Here is an 18,952-nt window from a genome sequence, read left to right as displayed (position 1 = left end):
ATGCCAATGATGAGTGCGACCGAATCTACCGCGCAGTTTCTGGCTGGGGGTGGAGAAATGGGAAAGCTAATCCGATCGATGGATTGGTCGAAGACACCTCTCGGACCGATTGAGGAATGGCCTCAGAGTTTACGTACGTCGGTAAGTCTATGTCTGTCCTCTACCTTCCCAATTCTGATTGCCTGGGGCCCGGAAACTATTCAGCTTTATAACGACAGCTACCGGCCAATCTGCGGGGCCAAACATCCGGAATCCATGGGGCAGAATTTCCGTATCTGCTGGGAAACGGCGCTACCCGTGGTCGGCGATGCGTTTACGCGTGGGCAACAGGGAGAGGGTACCTACATTCAGGACCAACGGATGTTTCTCGACCGGAATGGGTACCTCGAAGAAGCGTTCATGACGTTTTCGTTTGCACCCATCCGCGCTGAATCAGGGGAGGTAGGGGGCATCTTTCACCCCATTACGGAAACAACCGACAAGATGCTAAGCGCCCGCCGGACGCAGTTGCTGCGGGATATTGCCGCCCGGACCGGACCGGCAAAAACGAATACGGAAATCTACGAAGGGTTGACAAGCGTGCAGGCGGATTTTGCACTTGATTTGCCTTTTCTGCTGGTCTATGAACTTGATTCTGCTGGCAAATCGGCCCGGCTTGTACACAGCACGGGGCTCGCGCCGGATAGACTTATTTCGCCTGATTTAACCGAAATTGATGCAGAAAACACGAGCTGGATAGGCAACCTGACGAGAACACAGGTGATTAAACAATTGGCTGAAACCGTAAGGCCACTGGTCAATGGACCTTATCCGGAGCCGCCCCACACGGTCGTGTTCCTGCCGATTCAGATCTCCGCCCGAAGCGAACCCTTAGGCTTTCTGCTTGCTGGGGTAAGCCCCCGCCGGGCACTCGACTCCGACTACCTGACGTTTTATGACATGTTGGGCAATACGATCAACTCCGCATTCTCGAACGTATATGCCTATCAGGAAGAACAGAAACGAGCCGAAGCGCTGGCTGCTATTGACCGGGCCAAAACGGCATTTTTCAGCAACATCAGCCATGAGTTTCGCACACCGCTGACGTTGATGCTTGGTCCGCTGGAGGAGCTTATTCATAGCAAAGACGCTCAGACACCGGCGCTGGAGCAACCCCTGAAAACTACTCATCGCAATGCCCTGCGTCTGCTGAAACTGGTCAACAATCTGCTTGATTTCAGTCGGCTTGAAGCGGGGCGTGTCCAGGCAACGTACCGCCCCGTCGATCTGGCCGGACTCACGACCGATCTGGCCAGCAGCTTCCGGTCGCTTATTGAAAAAGCGGGTATGCAACTGGTCGTAAACTGCCAGCCCCTCGATGCCGCCGTGTACGTGGATGTCGACATGTGGGAGAAAATTGTGCTCAATCTGCTTTCCAATGCCTTCAAATACACGTTGCAGGGCACCATCGGGGTTGAACTGACCACCGAAGCGGACATGGTTGTTCTGCGGGTATCGGATACCGGGGTCGGTATTCCTGAGCGCGAACTACCGCATATGTTCGAGCGGTTCCACCGGGTCGAAAATGCCGGTGGCCGCACGCACGAGGGGACCGGTATCGGCCTTTCGTTGATAAACGAACTCGTCCGGCTGCACCAGGGACAGGTCGAGGTTACCAGCCAGGAGGGTGTGGGTAGTACGTTCACCGTTCGTATTCCGCTTGGCAAACAGCACTTGCCCGCTGGTCAGGTAGTGGAGGAGGAGCGTCACGACGGCATCAGCCAACTGGCCAATAGTTTCCTGAAGGAAGCCAGTACCCTTCTATCGGGCGAGCAGTCGCCGACAGCAACGGCCGACCAGGCGGTGGAACAGGAGAACCCGGATAAGACCACTACGATTCTGGTTGTTGACGATAATGCCGATATGCGGGCGTATCTGGTCCGGTTGCTGGAGCCTCACTTTTCCGTTCGCACGGCCGCAAATGGTGTCGATGCCCTGCAGCAGGTGTTGCTCAATCCGCCCCAATTGATTCTGAGCGACGTTATGATGCCGGTCATGGATGGGAAAGCGTTTCTGCGCGAGGTCAAGGACAATCCGGCAACGGCCCGCATTCCGCTGATCTTTTTGTCGGCTCGGGCGGGGCAGGAAGCCCGGATCGACGGATTGGAAGCCGGGGCCGACGACTACCTGGTGAAGCCGTTTTCCGCGCAGGAACTGCTGACCAAGGTACGTACGCATGTAGACTTGTCGCGTTCCCGGCAGCAGGCCGAAACGCGGTTGCGGGCACTGGTGCAGCAGGCACCCGTGGCCATGCTGCTGGTCAAGGGCGAGGAGTTAACGATTGAGCTGGCTAACCAGGCCGTTCTGAACGTATTCGAGTGGCAGCCTGACGTATTAGGTAAGTCGCTGTTGACGGTAATGCCGGAATTGACCGGACAGGATGTTGTGGAGCAATGCCGGCAGGTATATCAAACCGGCCAGCCCTATCATGGCTGGGGCGTGTCGATGCCGGTGTATCGCGACGAGCGGCCGGAAACTGCGTATTTCAATCTATCCTGTACCCCTTACTACGAAGGCGACAACCGAACCGGTGTTTTGCAGGTCATGACGGAAGTGACTGCGCAGATTCAGGCGGCCCGGCAAACCGAGGAAAGTGAAGCGCGGTATCGGCAGCTTTCGGCCGAACTGGATCGGCTTGTTCAGCAACGTACCCAGGAACTCGAAACATCGGTGCAGGACCTGCTACGTTCCAACGAAAACCTGCAGCAGTTTGCCTACGTCGCATCGCACGATCTCCAGGAACCCCTGCGTAAAATCCAGTCGTTCGGTACGGTTCTGGAAAGCCAGTATGGCGATATGCTGGACGACGCGGGGCGGGACATTATCCAGCGGATGCAGTCGGCGTCGAGCAGGATGTCTTTGCTTATCAAAGACTTGCTTGCCTTCTCACGCATCTCGACCCGACAAACGCCCCCTGCACCTGTTTCGCTCAGGGATGTAATCAATCAGGTACTCGATACGCTGTCGATCGTTATTGACGAATCTGGCGCACAGATTCTGGTCGATGACTTGCCCAAAGTCCCGGGCGATGCGTCGCAACTGGGGCAGCTCTTTCAAAACCTCCTGAGTAACGCTCTTAAATTCCAGCGGGTTGGGGTAGTGCCGGAAATCCGCATAACGGTTAATGAACTCGCAGCCGGAGAACTGCCCGTTAGCGTAAAGCCGGCGCGGGAAACCACAACCTACTACCGCATCGATGTCACCGACAACGGGATCGGCTTCGAAGACAAATACGTCGACCGCATCTTTGGGGTCTTTCAGCGCCTGCACGGCCGAAATGAATTTGCTGGTACGGGTGTCGGGCTGGCCATTTGCCGAAAAGTGGTGCAGAACCACGGTGGCGTCATCACGGCTACGAGTCAGCCAGGGTCGGGCTCAACGTTCAGCGTGTATCTACCCGCCGGGCTCTCTACTTAAAGCGGTTCTATAGCTACGTTCTGATCATTTTTGTCGGACAAACCGCTTAATGCCCCGGCGGATGGCTTTGGCCATTTGTTCGCGGTACTGTTCCGTCGCGATCAACGCTTCGTCGGCCGAATTGCTTAGAAACGGCCCTTCAACCAGTACGTTCGGGTAATCGGTGGGGCCGTTGAAAAAGAAGTTGAAGTGGCCAACGTTGCCAAACTCGCTCGTAGTGGCTTTGCCAACCCTCGCCCGAACCAATTGATTCAGAACGGCCTCACTAAGCCGTCGGAAACCGACGTGTTTGTAATACGTACTGACGCCCCGCACCGCCGTATTGCCCGACGAGTTGAAGTGGATGCTCACCAGCAGATCAGGCAACGCCCGACGCATGGCCCTGATTCGGTCACTGGGGCCAATGTTGGTATCCGACAGGCGCGTCATCAGTACGGTAGCGCCGGCCCGTTCCAGCCGCTTCTGAAGCCGTTGGGCTACGTCGAGCGTCTGGTTTTTCTCCAGCAGGCCCGATTGCAACCCCCGTGCACCCGTGTTGGAGCCACCATGCCCGGCATCAACGGCGATGGTCAAACCCCGGAGCGAACGGCGCGTCGGTGGACGCCTGACCCGGACGATTAGTGTCGATTGGCGGTAATAGATCGAATACCCCCACGACTGCGCTTGCTTCAGGTCGATGTACACCCGGAAAACGTCGTCGGTTAGCTGTTCAAACCACACGGCACGAATCGCCTGCACCGAACGTAGCTGGGTAATCCAGTTGGTGTTGGCCGTTGCACCGAAGATATCAATCAGGATACGGCTGGGGTCAACCTGTTGCTGGCTTCGGTAGGGCAATCGGGCGGGCAAACGAATAGCTACATAATCGAAACGGGCGGGTTTGGCTGTATCGCCGTAAACCGTCCAGTTGCCAGTCAATAAACCCGTCGGGCTGTGACCGGTAGGCAACGTATCGGTGGTGACCTGCGCAGCCGGCACAAAAGCCGTTAGAGCGCCGGCCAGCCGAATGCGCCAGAGCCGTTGCGTGGTATCAGGCCCCCGGTCGACCCGACCCGTAATGGTGAGCACTACACCGGAATCAAGGGTTTCCATACGGGCACCTCCGAGCCGGTCGGTGCCGAGGCCGTAGTACAGAGGGGTTAGCGAAGAGGTAGTATAGCCCGTTAATAACGTATCCTGAATAGCGGTTGTCTGGGCGGAGGTCCTGGTTGAACCCATCAGACTAATTATCAGAAGAAACAGGAAGCGTAAGCAGTTAGAGTCCTTCATCAATCGAGGGTTTGCCAGGGCCGTTGAGTAAAAGAAAAACGCTCATGGCGAATAGGTTAATGGCAGGCATGGCGTTTTTATACGTGTCGCCGATGGCTACGTGAGCGACGAGGATAGCCAGCGAAAAATTAATCAGCAGGGCCAGGGCGGCCCACCGGGTTTTGAACCCCAATACCATCAAAATAGCCCCAAGGAATTCTGCGTAGGCCGACAGGGCAGCGCTTACGAGCGGAAAAGGAAAACCCAGGCTTTTGAGCCATTCCGCATAGCCCGGTACGCCTTCGGTTGGGTGCAGGGCTGTGTGTCCGGCTACGTCGTATAGTTCGTAGGCGAACGCCAGTCGCAGCAGAAAAGGCGCGTAGGGGCGAAGTTTGTGTAGCGTCGACGCAATGTTCATTGGCAACGGATGGGTAGACATTTCCGGCGCTCCCCAGCGGAGACAATCAGTACCGTAAATTTTTTAGTCATCTTGTTTGTATTTATTCTAAATAAGCCTGACATTTGTAGCGTAAACGACAGTTAGAGTATGTTCGCTGAGTCAGAGCAAGTTGGAGTTAAGTTCAATGCAGTAGCCAAATCACTTGGCGACAACCCTTTCGTTGGTCAGGAGTGCGTTCTGAAAAAGTGCTGCAAGAAATACAAGAAGGGTAAGCGCTGCAAGAAGTGCCCCGATCATTGATTACTTCTCGGGTATGTACCAGAACGGAATCTGGTAATACATCTTCGGTTTGCTTGCCGAATCAGGTACGGTGAGCTTCAATACATTTTTCCCTACAGGTAAGTTTTCTGCCGGCAGTACGGTAGTCAGGCCGCGCTGATCGTTATCGGGGCGCTGGGTAAACAGATATTCCGGCTGCTGGTACACCGAATCGTTCATTGCAACCTGGAAATATTTCGCAAACGTCTGTAAATACCAGCTCGCCCGCTCTTTCCGTTTTTCTTCTTTTGTCAGCGTATCGGACCAGGTCGGCTCGATAAACCGCTTGTTTAGCTCCGCATCCAGCATTTTCGGGTACGCGATAAAAAGCCGGATATACGGCTCCCGAATCACATCCGACTGAATACTGGCTTTCTTGATCAGTTCACTGGCTGGCCGCAGATTATCAAATGAGTTGGCGTCGGCCGTTCGGCCAGGGTCACGAAAGGTAATAAACGAACGACCGTCGAACGCACTGACAGCACCACTATGCTGCGTAATCTCAATAACCATTGATACGATCAGCACCCCTGTAAAAAACAGTGTAAACGTCAGCAGTCGGCGTTGTAGGATCGCCTTGGGAATCTGGCTGTAAAACGTGAACAGGATATAGACGGCCGGACGGTATAGACCAAGGAACATGAGGCTGCTTGCCTGGGTAAGTTTAAACGATGCAGGAGCCAGCCGGGGATTATCGCGGAATTTTGGCAGATTCATGACTAACATCATAATCATATAAACGACAAAGAATCCCAGGAGTATAGGAGTCGCTATACGTTCGAACGTAGCGTAGGCAGTCGGGGAAAGCAACCACTGGATAAGGGTAACGGAAACAACCAGAATACAGTAAAGGAAGGCGACTCCGAGCAGTGTGATCGTTAGCATAAAGGCCAGGGCAAAAATGACGTTGCAGCGCTGGTCGAGCCGAATAGCGTAGTCAGAAAGCCGACCCATCCGTCGGGCATATTCTTTTTGCGCGTATTGACTAAGGTTGTAGATCTGATCGTATTTGATACCGTCGGGGTAGACGGCCAGCAGGCCAACCAGCCCGACCCAGAATGCCCGCATGATGAAATTGACAAGAAAAGCAGCAAACAGAACGTAACAGGCTCCCTTGCTCAACCCGATTACCTGAATAGGCAGGATATCGTGGAAATAATCGTTGTTGAGCATGAGGTTGTACCGGTAGTAATTCAGGGCGCTGTCCAGTAGCTCGGGGAGGCTTAAGGTAGCATACAGGGCTGCGCCGGAGATAACCAGTTCCAGATTCCAGCTCTGGCTGGCAAGTTCGCGCAGTTGTTCGTGGCGTTCGGTAACGGCGGGCTCGGTAACTTCGGGAGTCTGAGTTTCAGTAGCTTGTTCAATCATAGCAACGTGTACGGGACCAACCATCAAAAATAACTTTTTTGCCCATTTTGCCTATGCAAATTCAGTATAATTCGATACCTGGCCTGCCTGAGGAGCCCTTACGTTCGTCGTTGATTAGGTTACTGACCGGGGTGTTTGTCAACCAGTCGGCGGAGGAGGTTGCCGCCGACCTGACGTATCAGCAGCATCGGTCTCCGCTCGTGATACTGCTCGCAACCGACCGGGAACAACTTGTCGGCTGTAAAATTGGCTACGAACGCCAGCCGGGGCATTTTTATAGCTGGCTGGGCTGCGTCGATCCGGCGTATCGGGGGCGTGGGATTGCCTCGGAGCTGATGCGCCAACAGCACGACTGGTGCCGACAAAACGGCTACCATGCAATCCGCACGCATACGTACAATCAATGGCGGGAGATGCTCATCCTGAACCTGCGCCACGGCTTCGACGTCATCGGAACGATGCAGGGAAAACGCGGCCTGACCATTGTGCTGGAGAAAAAATTGTAAATAAAACAAGCTGGCGCTCAGTCGCGTTTTAACGAAAATGCCGTTGGCTGGAACCCAGTCGGATACATTGCACGTTCGACCAATAAGGTAGAACTTTGTTAGCATGAAGCAGGCGACGTTGGACATACGACAGCAGATCAAGTGGCTGGGTGGCCTACTGGCCGTCTGGTTGCTGGTATGGCTGTATACCCGACCGGAAGCTGCTACAGCCCCAACGAGCAAACAAGCCTATCTTTCGTGCGATGTACCGAATACGGCTGCTGACGAGTCGCACTGTGTGCCCCAGGTGCACGGGAACGCTTCTGTAGCGATCATCAGTCAGCGGGCGGGTTTCTCATTTACTTCCCCGTTGTTTATTCTGCCGGGCTGGACGAGCGAAATATATCGCCAGTTGATTGTTTTTGCGGCAGAACGCCCCTTTCATTCGTACTACTCCTTTGGTTTTCTGCGCTCTATCTTCGAGCACCAGATCACCATCAATGCGCCCTGAGCCATTGTCTCTTCATCGGTAGCTGCTTCTGCTTTCATCGAACCAGTCGGTTTAGATGTCATTCGTATTTCGGTCGTCGGTCATGGATGCGTCGGTCAATGTACTGCTTGACATCCGTCTGACCTGACCCGCCCGTATCATCGGCATTGTGGGGTGGGTTTCGTTTGCGCAGAGGGAAGCAGCGGCCGGGTAGGGGGCCAATTCGTGCCGGGTCCTGGTGGATACGTTCAATTATTTCATTCGCATTCTTTATATGGTATCATCTACAACACTCATATCTTCTTCACAAACGCAGCTCCGGTGGTTGAAAGACCTCGGATTTCTGTGCGCCGGGGTTCTTTGTGCCGGCATGGGTCTGAAAGGGTTTTTACTGCCCAACAACTTCCTCGACGGCGGGGCCATGGGTATTTCGCTGCTCCTCGAACTGGTTACGGGCGTTGAACTCGCTTTTCTGGTCATACTGGTGAATATTCCGTTTATCTGGATGGGTTTCCGGCAGATTTCGCCCGGTTTCGCAATGCGTACCGTTGTGGCCATCGGGCTGCTGGCGATTTGTCTCGTAACCGTTCCTTACCCAGTTGTGACCAGCGATAAACTGCTGATTTCAGTATTCGGGGGTTTCTTTCTCGGGGCCGGTATCGGGCTGGCCATCCGGGGAGGGGGCGTTCTGGACGGCACCGAAGTACTGGCTATTTACGTAAGTCGCCGTTCAGCCATGACGGTGGGCGACGTCATCATGGTTATCAACATCCTCGTGTTTGGCGCGGCTGCCATGCTGACAAACATCGAAACGGCGCTGTATGCGATGCTCACGTACCTCTCGGCTTCGAAAACGATTGATTTTCTTATTCATGGTATTGAAGAATACACGGCCGTGCTGATCATCTCGGACGAACACGAAGCTATCCGCCAGATGATAACGGAGGACATGGGCCGTGGGGTTACGGTCTTTAAAGGCGAGAAAGGATACGGTAAACGCGGCCATCGGGACAAGGACACAAACATTCTTTACGCGGTGGTAACCCGCCTTGAGCTAACGCGGCTGAAAGACCGGATTGAGCGTATTGACGATCAGGCGTTTATTGTCAATCACGGTGTCGATGATGCCAAAGGGGGCATGGTCAAGGGAAGGCCAATTCATTAGCCGGATCACAAACGCTGGAAAGGCTATGGAAGAAAACATTGCACCAACCGTTCTGGGCGCGTGGGTGGGCTGCTGTGGGATCTGGGTGTGGAGCCAGACCCGGCAGACCCACTGGGAGCATCGGCGACCATTGGCCCAGGTGTCGCAGCGGGTGAAACAAACCCGGCGTGCTTTGTCCGGTGTTCTGCTGGTCGCGTCGAGTGTGATTGTCCTGTACTGGCCCACTGTAGCGATGAGGTCGTGGTTACTGCCCATCGAGTTGATGAACCGGCCAGGCATCAATCAGGTTGGGATGTTTGTCATCAAGCTGGCTTTGCTCTGGATTGTGGTCATGACCGTGCAGCGTGATCGGTGGTATGGGGCCTGGTGGCGCGACCGTACGTTGTCAGTCAAACGCTGGCGCGACTGGGAGCCGTACTACGCCAGGCACGCTGCTTTGGCCGCGGGTGGGCTGCTCCTGGGGTTGTTCATTACGTTGTCGAGTGCTGCCACAGCCCTGCTTTGCCTGATTGGCTGGTGGCTTTGCTGGCGCCTGTGGCGGTTCAGCCTACGTTCGTATATGCCGCACCGATGAGCAACCGGGGCCGTAGTTGGTGTGTCCACAGGCTCAGATAATACATAGACGAAAATCAAAAAACCACACGGGCGGGTAGTGTGAGATACGTGCTCGAAAGAAAAGTATGACATCATATAATCTGTTGCTGGTGGTTCTGGGGGTGGCTATTCTGGTAGTTTCCTGGCTGCCGTCGCTGCTCAGGAACCACCCCCTTTCGTATCCGACCGTAGTGGTGGGACTGGGATTGCTCCTGTATTCATTTCCGTTTCCGCTGCCCAAAGCTGATCCGATTCAGTATAAAACCCTGACGACCCACCTGAGTGAGTTGTGCGTTATCGTGGCCCTGACTGGCACCGGGCTTAAGATCGATCGACGTTTCTCGCTCCGTACCTGGCGAATGCCGCTTCGACTGGTGCTATACACCATGATTCTGACCATTGCGGGAATCGCGTTGGCGGGCTGGTTGGGGCTGGATCTGCATCCGGCGTCGGCAATGTTGCTGGCAGCCGCCCTGGCTCCGACCGATCCGGTACTGGCCAGCGATGTGCAGGTAGGCGATCCCGGCGAGGGAGGGGAAGATGATGTCCGGTTTGCGCTGACGGGCGAAGCCGGGCTGAACGATGGGCTTGCTTTCCCGTTTGTATACGGCGCAATTGCCCTGCTGCCTTCTGCTGCGTCTCCCGAGTCGCGTCTCATCGACTGGCTGACCATGGACGTACTGTATCGGGTAGTCGTTGGCGTGCTGGCGGGATGGCTGTCGGGCCGGTTGCTGTCGGCCCTGATTTTTGGGCTACCGCAACGGATCAGCATCAAAACCACCGCCTACAGTTTTGTTATCCTGGCTGTTACACTGACGACCTACGGACTTACGGAACTGGTCAAAGGCTACGGCTTTCTGGCGGTGTTCATTGCCGCCATTACGCTGCGGGGCTACGAACGGTCGCATGAGTACCACCAGCACATGCATGATTTCACAGACCAGATTGAGCGAATGTTCATTGTGATACTGTTGCTGTTGTTCGGGGGGGCAATCGCGCAGGGGCTGCTGGCTCCGCTGCGCTGGTCAGACGTAGCCCTTGGGCTGGGGTTGCTGTTCATCATCCGCCCGCTGTCGGGTTTTCTGACCCTGATCGGCACCCGGGCCACCCTCAGCGAACGCTGGGTAATCGCCGGATTCGGCATCCGCGGCATCGGCTCATTTTTTTACCTGTCCTTTGGGCTGGAGAAAGGTAATTTTCCCGCGCCTGAGCGATTGTGGGCTATTCTGGGTTTTGTGGTGCTGGTATCAATAGTGCTGCATGGCATCCTGGCTACGCCGGTCATGAACTGGCTCGACCGTCGGCACAATCGGCTGGCGGCTAAAGAATCGGTTAGCTGACGGGAACCTGCGCCGACCGTTCGTTGTCATACTATTGATGCACTTGTATCTTCACATACCGTTTTGTAAACAAGCCTGCCATTACTGTGATTTTCACTTCAGTACCAGTCTGAAACAGAAGGGGACGCTGGTGGACGCGCTGTGCCGGGAGATTCGCCTGCAACAGGATTATCTGCCTGCCCGAACGCTGGAAACGATTTATTTTGGTGGCGGTACGCCCTCGCTGCTGACCGAAGCCGAGCTAGCACAAATCTTCGGGACGATTCACGACCTGTATACCGTAGCGCCCGGTGCTGAAATTACCCTCGAAGCCAATCCGGATGATCTGTCGGCCGACAAACTGATTATGCTTCGGCGGTACGTGAACCGGCTGAGTATCGGTATTCAGACGTTCGACGAAGCGACATTACGCTGGATGAACCGGGCCCATTCGGCCGCCGAAGCCGAGCATTGTGTCCGGCTGGCTCGCGACGCCGGTTTCGACAACCTGAGTATCGACCTGATCTACGGCATTCCCAACCGCCCGGCCGATCGCTGGCAGTACGACCTCGACCGGGCGCTGTCCCTCGACGTACCGCACCTGTCGGCCTACGCCCTGACCATCGAACCCGATACGGCGTTTGGGCGCTGGCAGAAAACCGGCAAGCTAATTCCCGCCGACGATGCGCTGGCCGCCGAACAATTTACGGAACTGACTCAGGCGCTGAAACAGGCCGGTTACGAACATTACGAAATCTCGAATTTTGCGAAACAGGGCAACGGTTCGGCGGCTCATTATGCCCGGCACAACACCGCGTATTGGCAACGCCGACCGTACCTGGGTGTTGGGCCCAGCGCCCATTCGTATAATGGTCGGAGTCGGCAATACAACATTGCGAATAATTCACGTTATATCAAGGCAATTGAACAGGGTGAACTGCCGGCAACGGTTGAAAATCTGACGGTTGCCGATCAGGTAAATGAATACTTACTGACGGGTTTGCGAACACAGTGGGGCTGCTCACTAACCGAACTATCGTCGTTGCTGGGCGCTGATTTTACGCGCCAACAGGCCAGCGACCTCGCCGACATGCAACGGGCGGGCTGGTTGATTATGGAGAAGGATAGCCTGCGACTAACCGAAGCGGGCAAGCTTTTTGCCGACCGGGTGGCGGCTACATTATTTGTCGAATAACAGAAGGCAACAATTGGTTGCTTTAGTGAGTAGAGTAAAAAAGGGCAGCCTGCTGGTCGGCCCTACGGCAAAATTTCTCCATTTTCGCAGCATAGACCAACCGAATGAATACGCAGCGCCCGTCCAATACCTTTCGTCAGCCGCCCCGGCCCCGTCAGCCTACCCCGTCGTCCTATCGGTCGAAGCCGGCCGGTCGCTGGCGTCGGTTCCGAACGTACGTGCAGCAACGGCCGTTGTTCGAGCGCATATACAGGTTTCTACTCAAGACGTTTCTGATCTTGTTTCTGGGGTCAATCGGCTACGTGATTCTACTCAAATACGTGCCTGTCTGGATTACGCCCCTGATGGTGTCGCGGTGGGTCGATACGCTGGGGACCGACGAAAGCAGCAAACTCTACAAGGACTGGCAGTCGTACGACGACATCAGCAAGGAAGCGGCTCTGGCGGTGGTCGCTTCGGAAGATCAGCATTTCCCGACGCATTGGGGCTTCGATTTCGAGGGAATCCAGGACGCTATCAAGGAAAATCAACGCCGGAAACGCCCTCGGGGAGCCAGTACCATCTCGCAGCAGGTGGCCAAGAACGTATTTCTCTGGAATGGCCGCAGCTATATCCGAAAGGGGCTGGAGGTGTATTTTACCGTATTGATTGAGCTGGTATGGGGTAAGAAGCGCATCCTGGAAGTGTACCTGAACGTAGCCGAAACCGGTCCCATGACCTTCGGCGTTGAAGCGGCCAGCCAGCGATTCTACGGACACTCGGCCAAAACCCTGACCCGCGACGAAGCCGCCCGGATCGCGGCTGTGCTGCCCAATCCCCGGCAATTTTCCATCAAACGTCCATCGGGCTACATCCAGGGCCGTACGCGATGGATTAGTCGGCAGATGCGCCGGCTGGGTGGGCAACGCTACATCCGGAACTTGTAAATCAATACTTAATTCATTCTGGTACTACGCTTTATCCCAAACCGCTGAAGGGGATTAGCTCCGCTAATTAGACCTCCCTCCTGACATTTGCAGCGCTAAGCCCCCATTTGGGTTTGGGGTGAGGAAACGCAAGAGCTATTCTGAAGTAGTATCAATACATTAGCAGGTGATTGAGCGGGGGCATTTCGTCGGTTGAAATGCTGCATCCGCCGATGTTTTTGAACCATCCCGTCTATTCCATAGGTATTTCTGCTTGGCTTTCCTGCCGAATTCGTGTAGTTTTAGATAGAAACAAACCGAATCGTTCCAGTAAACCCTAAACCCTTATGAAAACAGTACTCCTTTCCGTGGCCGCGTTGCTGACGGTTTCGGCGGCCAACGCACAAACCTGGATGGTTGACAAATCGCACGCCAAAGTGGGCTTTACCGTTACGCACCTGATGCTGTCTGAAGTAGACGGTAATTTCAAGACGTACGATGCCAAGATTACAGCCAGCAAGCCCGACCTGTCCGATGCGGTGGTTGAACTGACGGTCGATGCCAACAGCATCGACACCGACAACGAACGCCGGGACGGCGACCTGCGGGGAGATCGGTTTTTCAACGTAGCGCAGTACCCCACGATCACGTTCAAAAGCACGTCGTTCCAGAAAGTTGAGGGTAAAAAGTACAAACTCAACGGCAACCTGACCATGCACGGCGTTACAAAGCCCGTTACGCTGGATGCCGTGCTGACCGGGCCGGTTACGATGGACAGTCCCCGGGGCAAGCAGGAAAAGGCCGGTTTAAAAGTAACGGGTACAATCAAGCGCTCCGATTTCAGTCTGGGTACCATTCCGGTAGCGGTCGTGAGCGACGAGGTAGAACTAAAGGCCGCTGGCGAGTTTGCCAAGCAGGATGCCTCCATGGCCGAAAAGAAATAGCCGATATGCCGTATTAACCCAGAAAGGCGCCATCACTGGCGCCTTTCTGGGTATTTGTCCTTAGCCGTCTGAATCAATACGCCTATTTGTCGATCTGAATGTTAGCCTGAGCGTTGGATTCGAACGTATTGACCGTCGATGCGTCGTTGTTCAGGATGCAGTTGTAGCCGACATAGATACCGTGACCGGCGCTGCCACTGATTTTCGTGTTCTTGATGGTCATGGTAGCCTTAGCGCCGTATACAGCAATGTTCGTTTTCTTGCCCGATACGATGGCGTTGCTGCCGCCGTAGCTGATTTCAGCATTTTCGATTACGTTCTGCGTACTGGTTGTGTAGCAGATCAGTCCCCGCCAGTAACCCGGTGTACGGGTAGCCCCCGTGATGGTAATTTTCTGCGTCGGTGTGCCTTTGGCCGACAGATAGGCGTCGTCGCTGATGCGGATGGCGGCATCGCGGCCCATCTCAATCGTTACGCCCGGGTTCAGTTTCCAGCCGTTGCTGACCGCCAGGTCGGCCGTGATGCGGTACGGTGAGTTGTCGGTAAAGTTGGTCCAGACGATCTCATCCACGTTCCCTTTCCGGATGGCTGACCCGAATACCTCCACGACGTTACGACCGTTGCCCCCGGTGAATGATGACGCTGCATCCAGTTTTGCTACGTTGGCCGCATCCAGCAGAATACCCGCGTCGGTGTTGTTGCGGAACGAGTTTGACGAAAATTCGCGAAGGATTGCGCCATCCTGTACGTACAGACCGTAGCCGTCGTTATCGGAGAACAAGCTGTTTTTCAGGCCAATCTGCGCTTTGCCGCCACCGAACAGGGCCATACTGGCTTTCACACCACTCAACATAACACGGCTGCCGGCGTGCAATACGTCGATGTGCTCGAATACGTTGGCATTGCTGCCCGAATAGACCATGATACCAACCCAGTAGCCTTTGTTTTTTTCAACCCCTACGAAGCGGATTTTCTTACCGGCTTCACCCTTGGCGATGATCACCCCACCGTCGTTGATGTCGAACCGGGTATCGCGCTCGAAGGCTATCACTACGCCCGGATTAATGGTCAGCTCCGATGTCAGGACGATGCTCTTGGTAACGATGTAGTCGGGCAGGTCGGGGTTGGCCACGCGGTCGTTCAAGACCGTTTTAACCGTAATGTTCGAGGTCAACGCCAGCGGCTGCGCAACCGAAGCCGCTACCAGAACCTTGTCAGTGCTACGTCCGTTGGCGTTCGAAACGGTCAGTTCCAGCTCGTATTCGCCGGTTTCGTCGGGCGTGAAAGTTGGCTTGGCCGTAGCCGGGCTGCTCAGTGATACCGTACTTTTTGCCGGTTTGCGGGTGATGGCCCACTGAAACGAAAGCGGAGCGCCTTTGCTGTCGGTCGATGCGCTGCCGTCGAGCGTAACAACCTGCCCCACTTGTACGTTTTGATCAGGGCCGGCTGCTGCCGTCAGTGAGTTGGTGGGGGTTGGTTCGACTTCGGGGTCTTTCTTACAGCCCGTTACGAGGAACGTAGCTGAAAGCAGAAAAACAAAAATCTGTTTGGTTAAGGCCAGGGTCCGTTGACCACGCAGGGCCGGAGAAGAGGAAAAAGTTAGTTGCATGAGCCGTATTTGTTGTGTGTTAGCTGGCTCAAAGTTGGGGGTAACCCATGCACCGGCCCAGGACAACCCCTGTGAAATGATCAAAAACCTGAATGAATTGACATACGAGTATGACGAAGCGGTGAGGCTGCCGGATGACACAGCCCGATTTCGGCTGGGCTACTGGCTCGAGCCAATAAACCGATTAAACGTTTGTCTGGTTAGCGAATCAAAGACATACATTCGCGTAGGAACGAATGTGCATGTTCAACAAAAGACTCGACCTATGAAACGCATAGCAATCATATTGTTTCTGCTGACGTCAGTACCAACATTATCGCTGGCGCAGATCGACCCCAGTCTCATCCAGGCTGGGCTGGACGCCCTGAACTCAGCTACGCTGACCAACGCGCAGGTAGCGGCTTATTCACGACAGGCCGTGCAGCAGATGGATGCGCAGAACCCGGTGGCTGGCCCAAATGATCCCTATACACTCCGGCTGAACCGAATTGTGCAGCGGCATCGCACGGTAGCTGGATTACCTATCAATTACAAGGTGTATAAAGTCCCTCAGGTAAACGCCTTCGCCACCGCCGACGGTAGTGTACGGGTATTCAAGGGATTGATGGACATCATGACCGACAGCGAAATTCTGGCCATCATTGGGCACGAAATTGGTCATGTGGTCAATAAAGACTCGCACGATGCGATGAAAAGTGCGCTCCGGCGCTCAGCCGTACGCAATCTGGCGGCTTCCAATTCCGGGGTGATCGGTCGGTTGTCGCGGTCGCAGATCGGGGGTGTAGCCGATTACCTGCTGGGCGCTTCGTTCAGCCGTCGGCAGGAAACTGAAGCCGATGATTACAGCTATACCTTCCTGCGAAAAAATGGGTATAACGTACTGGCCCTGGCTACGTCGTTCGAGAAGCTGGCGAAACAGGGCGGGGGTAGTGGCCGACTGACGCAATTCGTCTCGACTCACCCCGACAGCAAAGCCCGCGCCGACCGGATTCGGGCCCGTGCCCGCAAAGACGGGTTGATACGATAAAACGCTTGTGATACCAGAACGCCCCCGTGGTGCTATCCTGACAACAAGTCAAGATGGTCCATGGGGGCTTACCGGTCACCCCATAATTACCTTGCGATGGGTTGATCCCCATTTCGCTAGATCATCAATGATGCCTTGTAATGTCCAGCCATACTCGGTCAAACTATACTCGACTGTCACAGGCTGCGTAGCCAGGACGGTTCGTTCGATGAGTTTATTCTGTTCCAATTCTTTAAGCTCTTTGCTTAACTGCTTGTTGGAAATACCCGCTAAATCGGTCGATATGTCGGAAAATCTTCGCCTGTTATAATAACACATTGTTGACAGGATGGAAATCTTCCATTTCCCATTCAACACATCCATAGCGTCGTGGATCGCCATGATGTCTGCTTTGTGACATACTTGTTCAGCCATCAGTTACTTAGTTACCGTAAATACACCGTTACTTCTGGTAACTTAGTTACCAAAGTAAATGTTCCTCCGATGTATTCAATAAAAACCAAACGATGGATTTCAACAATAAGCATGTAATTATAACCGGTGGAAGTCAGGGAATCGGCTTTGCGACAGCAAAAGCATTTATTCAGCACGGGGCCACTGTTTTGATTACGGGCAGAAATGCAGAAAGTCTGCGAAAAGCAGCCGATGAAATTAATAGCTCGAACTTACAAACGCTGGTCGCCGACACCTCAAACATGGCCGGAATTATGGCCCTGGAAAAAGTGGTAGCACAAAGCGGTAAGTCCGTCGACGTGCTCTACCTCAATGCCGCTATTGGGGTCTATACCCCGATTCAATATGTTACAGAAGCGGATTTCGATGCGCAGTTCAATACCAATGTCAAAGGGCACTTCTTTACGCTTCAAAAGCTCATCCCGCACTTAGCGGATGGGGCTTCCGTGATCTTTACCTCATCTGGCGTGGTGAGTGCCGCGGGTACAGCAAGCAGCGTGTACTCGGCCACCAAAGCTGCTTTGAACAAGATCGCCGATATTGCCGTCAATGAGTTGGCAGAACGAAAGATCCGGGTAAATATCGTCAGCCCTGGCCCGATTCAAACGCCGGGTCTGCTTTCTCTGGCCACCGCTGAAACGCAAGCCTACCTGGCTACGAGAAGTGCCCTTCAACGACTGGGAGATGCGGAAGAGGTTGCCAATACCGTTTTATTTCTGGCTTCTGCGGATGCCAGCTACGTGAATGGGGCTAATATTGCTGTTGACGGAGGGTCAATTCAGTATATGCTCAAGTAATTGGTTTTTTGCCTATAAATGGCCGGACAGTTAAGCGTCCGGCCATTATACGTCCTATTTATCACCAAAGGACTATCTCGCCAAACGCGTAGTTAAGCTACTGATACAAGAACGCTTCTTTGTCTTTAGGAGGAGCGTTTCAGGAGACGATGTAGTTTTTAGTTGCTGAGCTTAGCACTGCCCTGACAGAGTCTACGAAGGACGGTGATTACTCAGCCCTTTAATACCGTATTCCCAAAAGCTTGGCTACCCAACCCAGCGCTTTGATGGCCCCATCTGGCGGATTTTTAGCAATGATTTCGGCTCGATAGTTATTCATCAGTACACTCATATATAGCATCGTTCGTAGATTCATCCGAAAACGGTTTCGACGCTGGTCGGTCAGCTTGTCAAGTACTTTACAGACATCCTCAAAATAGTTCTCCATCTTCAAGGCTGGCTGATGGGTGTTCAAGACGCGTACCATCTTATCGGTCGGGTTACGAAAACAGTGGGTGACCCCCTTGGGAACCGAGAGTTGATCCCCCTCTCTGGCGGCAATCCACCGATCATGGATATAGAATTCCATATCACCCTCCAGCACCTCATAGGTTTCAATGGCGTCGGGGTGAGCATGCACTAAGGGGTCCTTCATATTACAACCCGGCAATAACTCCCAGTGGAGGTCTAAAGACTTGCCCAAGGTGTCGGCACTGGCTTGTAAGACGGTAAACTTCATACCGACAGGAGTCATATCCAAGATTTGCCCTTTAGTAGCCATCCTGATGATCAATGGTTTAGGTTTGTGAATATAAGCGATGATTGGCTAAATAGCCAGTTGATTTCACCACATCAATAATCTTGTAAGGTACCGCTAGCTTACCATATCTTAAAAAGCCCCGATTTATGAAGCAGTGTCATGCATCAGTCAACCGTTAGTTTGCTCCTGCCAGGCTAAGTATCGATAAACCGTCGCTCGGCTTATATGAAACAACTGACCAATCTCTAAGATCGTATGCGTCTTCAGGGCATACATGGTCTTAACCGCCCGTGCTTTTGCTTGAGTTTCTGTAGTAAGACCTTTCGGACGGCCCCTGCAGGAAGCTGTAGTCATTAAACAACAGCGCGACGAGATTGCTCAGAAAAACGCCCAGAACGAACTCCTGCTGAAAGAGATTCATCATCGGGTCAAGAATAATC

The 18,952-nt window shown here is 54.0% G+C and carries 19 protein-coding genes; 11 read left to right on the top strand and 8 right to left on the bottom strand.

The features are described 5' to 3' along the window. Nucleotides 1–6 precede the first annotated feature (6 nt). Nucleotides 7–3,456 carry an ATP-binding protein gene (locus BN8_RS15715; protein ID WP_229368032.1) on the top strand — a complete coding sequence of 1,150 codons (3,450 nt, stop codon included), beginning with the start codon at nucleotides 7–9 and terminating at the stop codon, nucleotides 3,454–3,456. A 24-nt stretch (nucleotides 3,457–3,480) separates the two neighbouring features. Here the strand turns inward: BN8_RS15715 and BN8_RS15710 are convergent, their stop codons facing one another. The 3 genes from BN8_RS15710 to BN8_RS15700 all read right to left on the bottom strand — a co-directional run bounded on the left by BN8_RS15710 (nucleotide 3,481) and on the right by BN8_RS15700 (nucleotide 6,790). Beyond that, the gene (locus tag BN8_RS15710; protein ID WP_040006143.1) at nucleotides 3,481–4,674 is read right to left on the bottom strand and encodes an N-acetylmuramoyl-L-alanine amidase; all 1,194 of its coding nucleotides are present in this window, start codon (nucleotides 4,672–4,674) and stop codon (nucleotides 3,481–3,483) included. A 37-nt stretch (nucleotides 4,675–4,711) separates the two neighbouring features. After that, nucleotides 4,712–5,122, bottom strand: a complete 411-nt coding sequence (locus tag BN8_RS15705; protein ID WP_051041064.1) for a DoxX family protein — start codon at nucleotides 5,120–5,122, stop codon at nucleotides 4,712–4,714. Nucleotides 5,123–5,404: 282 nt separating this feature from the next. Next, on the bottom strand, nucleotides 5,405–6,790 hold the full coding sequence (locus tag BN8_RS15700) for a hypothetical protein (protein WP_144051680.1): 1,386 nt from the start codon (nucleotides 6,788–6,790) through the stop codon (nucleotides 5,405–5,407). A 53-nt stretch (nucleotides 6,791–6,843) separates the two neighbouring features. Between BN8_RS15700 and BN8_RS15695 the strand changes: the two genes are divergently transcribed. From BN8_RS15695 to BN8_RS15660, 8 genes are all read left to right on the top strand, one after another. Further along, complete coding sequence (locus BN8_RS15695) at nucleotides 6,844–7,296, top strand: GNAT family N-acetyltransferase (RefSeq protein WP_009282889.1); 453 nt, start codon at nucleotides 6,844–6,846, stop codon at nucleotides 7,294–7,296. Between the two features lie 103 nt (nucleotides 7,297–7,399). Beyond that, nucleotides 7,400–7,786 (top strand): hypothetical protein, encoded by a 387-nt coding sequence (locus BN8_RS15690; RefSeq protein ID WP_009282888.1) that lies wholly within the window; start codon nucleotides 7,400–7,402, stop codon nucleotides 7,784–7,786. Nucleotides 7,787–8,039: 253 nt separating this feature from the next. After that, complete coding sequence (locus tag BN8_RS15685; protein WP_009282887.1) at nucleotides 8,040–8,930, top strand: YitT family protein; 891 nt, start codon at nucleotides 8,040–8,042, stop codon at nucleotides 8,928–8,930. Nucleotides 8,931–8,955: 25 nt separating this feature from the next. Next, nucleotides 8,956–9,504, top strand: coding sequence for a hypothetical protein (locus tag BN8_RS15680; protein WP_040005860.1), 549 nt, complete (start codon nucleotides 8,956–8,958; stop codon nucleotides 9,502–9,504). Nucleotides 9,505–9,610: 106 nt separating this feature from the next. Then, nucleotides 9,611–10,864: a cation:proton antiporter gene (locus BN8_RS15675; protein WP_009282885.1), complete on the top strand. Its 1,254-nt coding sequence runs from the start codon at nucleotides 9,611–9,613 to the stop codon at nucleotides 10,862–10,864. Nucleotides 10,865–10,901: 37 nt separating this feature from the next. Further along, entirely contained in the window at nucleotides 10,902–12,038 is a 1,137-nt protein-coding gene (gene hemW / locus BN8_RS15670; protein ID WP_009282884.1) for a radical SAM family heme chaperone HemW, read from the top strand. A gap of 104 nt (nucleotides 12,039–12,142) precedes the next feature. Then, the gene (gene mtgA, locus BN8_RS15665) at nucleotides 12,143–12,964 is read left to right on the top strand and encodes a monofunctional biosynthetic peptidoglycan transglycosylase (RefSeq protein WP_009282883.1); all 822 of its coding nucleotides are present in this window, start codon (nucleotides 12,143–12,145) and stop codon (nucleotides 12,962–12,964) included. A 326-nt stretch (nucleotides 12,965–13,290) separates the two neighbouring features. After that, nucleotides 13,291–13,887, top strand: coding sequence for a YceI family protein (locus BN8_RS15660; protein ID WP_009282882.1), 597 nt, complete (start codon nucleotides 13,291–13,293; stop codon nucleotides 13,885–13,887). A gap of 82 nt (nucleotides 13,888–13,969) precedes the next feature. Here BN8_RS15660 and BN8_RS15655 read toward each other — a convergent pair whose 3' ends face one another. After that, nucleotides 13,970–15,496, bottom strand: a complete 1,527-nt coding sequence (locus BN8_RS15655) for a PKD domain-containing protein (protein ID WP_009282881.1) — start codon at nucleotides 15,494–15,496, stop codon at nucleotides 13,970–13,972. A 265-nt stretch (nucleotides 15,497–15,761) separates the two neighbouring features. Between BN8_RS15655 and BN8_RS15650 the strand changes: the two genes are divergently transcribed. After that, a complete protein-coding gene (locus BN8_RS15650; RefSeq protein WP_040006140.1) occupies nucleotides 15,762–16,523 on the top strand; it encodes a M48 family metallopeptidase in 762 nt (253 codons plus the stop codon). Nucleotides 16,524–16,598: 75 nt separating this feature from the next. On the opposite strand, the gene BN8_RS15645 is transcribed toward BN8_RS15650, so the two are convergent. Further along, nucleotides 16,599–16,937 carry a winged helix-turn-helix transcriptional regulator gene (locus BN8_RS15645; protein ID WP_009282879.1) on the bottom strand — a complete coding sequence of 113 codons (339 nt, stop codon included), beginning with the start codon at nucleotides 16,935–16,937 and terminating at the stop codon, nucleotides 16,599–16,601. Nucleotides 16,938–17,029: 92 nt separating this feature from the next. Between BN8_RS15645 and BN8_RS15640 the strand changes: the two genes are divergently transcribed. Next, nucleotides 17,030–17,773, top strand: coding sequence for an SDR family NAD(P)-dependent oxidoreductase (locus BN8_RS15640; protein ID WP_009282878.1), 744 nt, complete (start codon nucleotides 17,030–17,032; stop codon nucleotides 17,771–17,773). 220 nt (nucleotides 17,774–17,993) lie between these two features. On the opposite strand, the gene BN8_RS15635 is transcribed toward BN8_RS15640, so the two are convergent. From BN8_RS15635 to BN8_RS33615, 3 genes are all read right to left on the bottom strand, one after another. Then, nucleotides 17,994–18,533 carry a cupin domain-containing protein gene (locus BN8_RS15635; RefSeq protein ID WP_040005859.1) on the bottom strand — a complete coding sequence of 180 codons (540 nt, stop codon included), beginning with the start codon at nucleotides 18,531–18,533 and terminating at the stop codon, nucleotides 17,994–17,996. Between the two features lie 147 nt (nucleotides 18,534–18,680). Beyond that, a complete protein-coding gene (locus BN8_RS33915) occupies nucleotides 18,681–18,788 on the bottom strand; it encodes a hypothetical protein (RefSeq protein WP_374755527.1) in 108 nt (35 codons plus the stop codon). 4 nt (nucleotides 18,789–18,792) lie between these two features. Then, complete coding sequence (locus tag BN8_RS33615) at nucleotides 18,793–18,936, bottom strand: hypothetical protein (protein WP_009282876.1); 144 nt, start codon at nucleotides 18,934–18,936, stop codon at nucleotides 18,793–18,795. Nucleotides 18,937–18,952: the final 16 nt, after the last annotated feature.

This window comes from Fibrisoma limi BUZ 3 (assembly GCF_000296815.2).
Lineage (GTDB): Bacteria > Bacteroidota > Bacteroidia > Cytophagales > Spirosomataceae > Fibrisoma > Fibrisoma limi.
The sequence above is the reverse complement of the archived record's forward strand: the minus strand, read 5'-3'. Positions and strand labels throughout refer to the sequence as shown.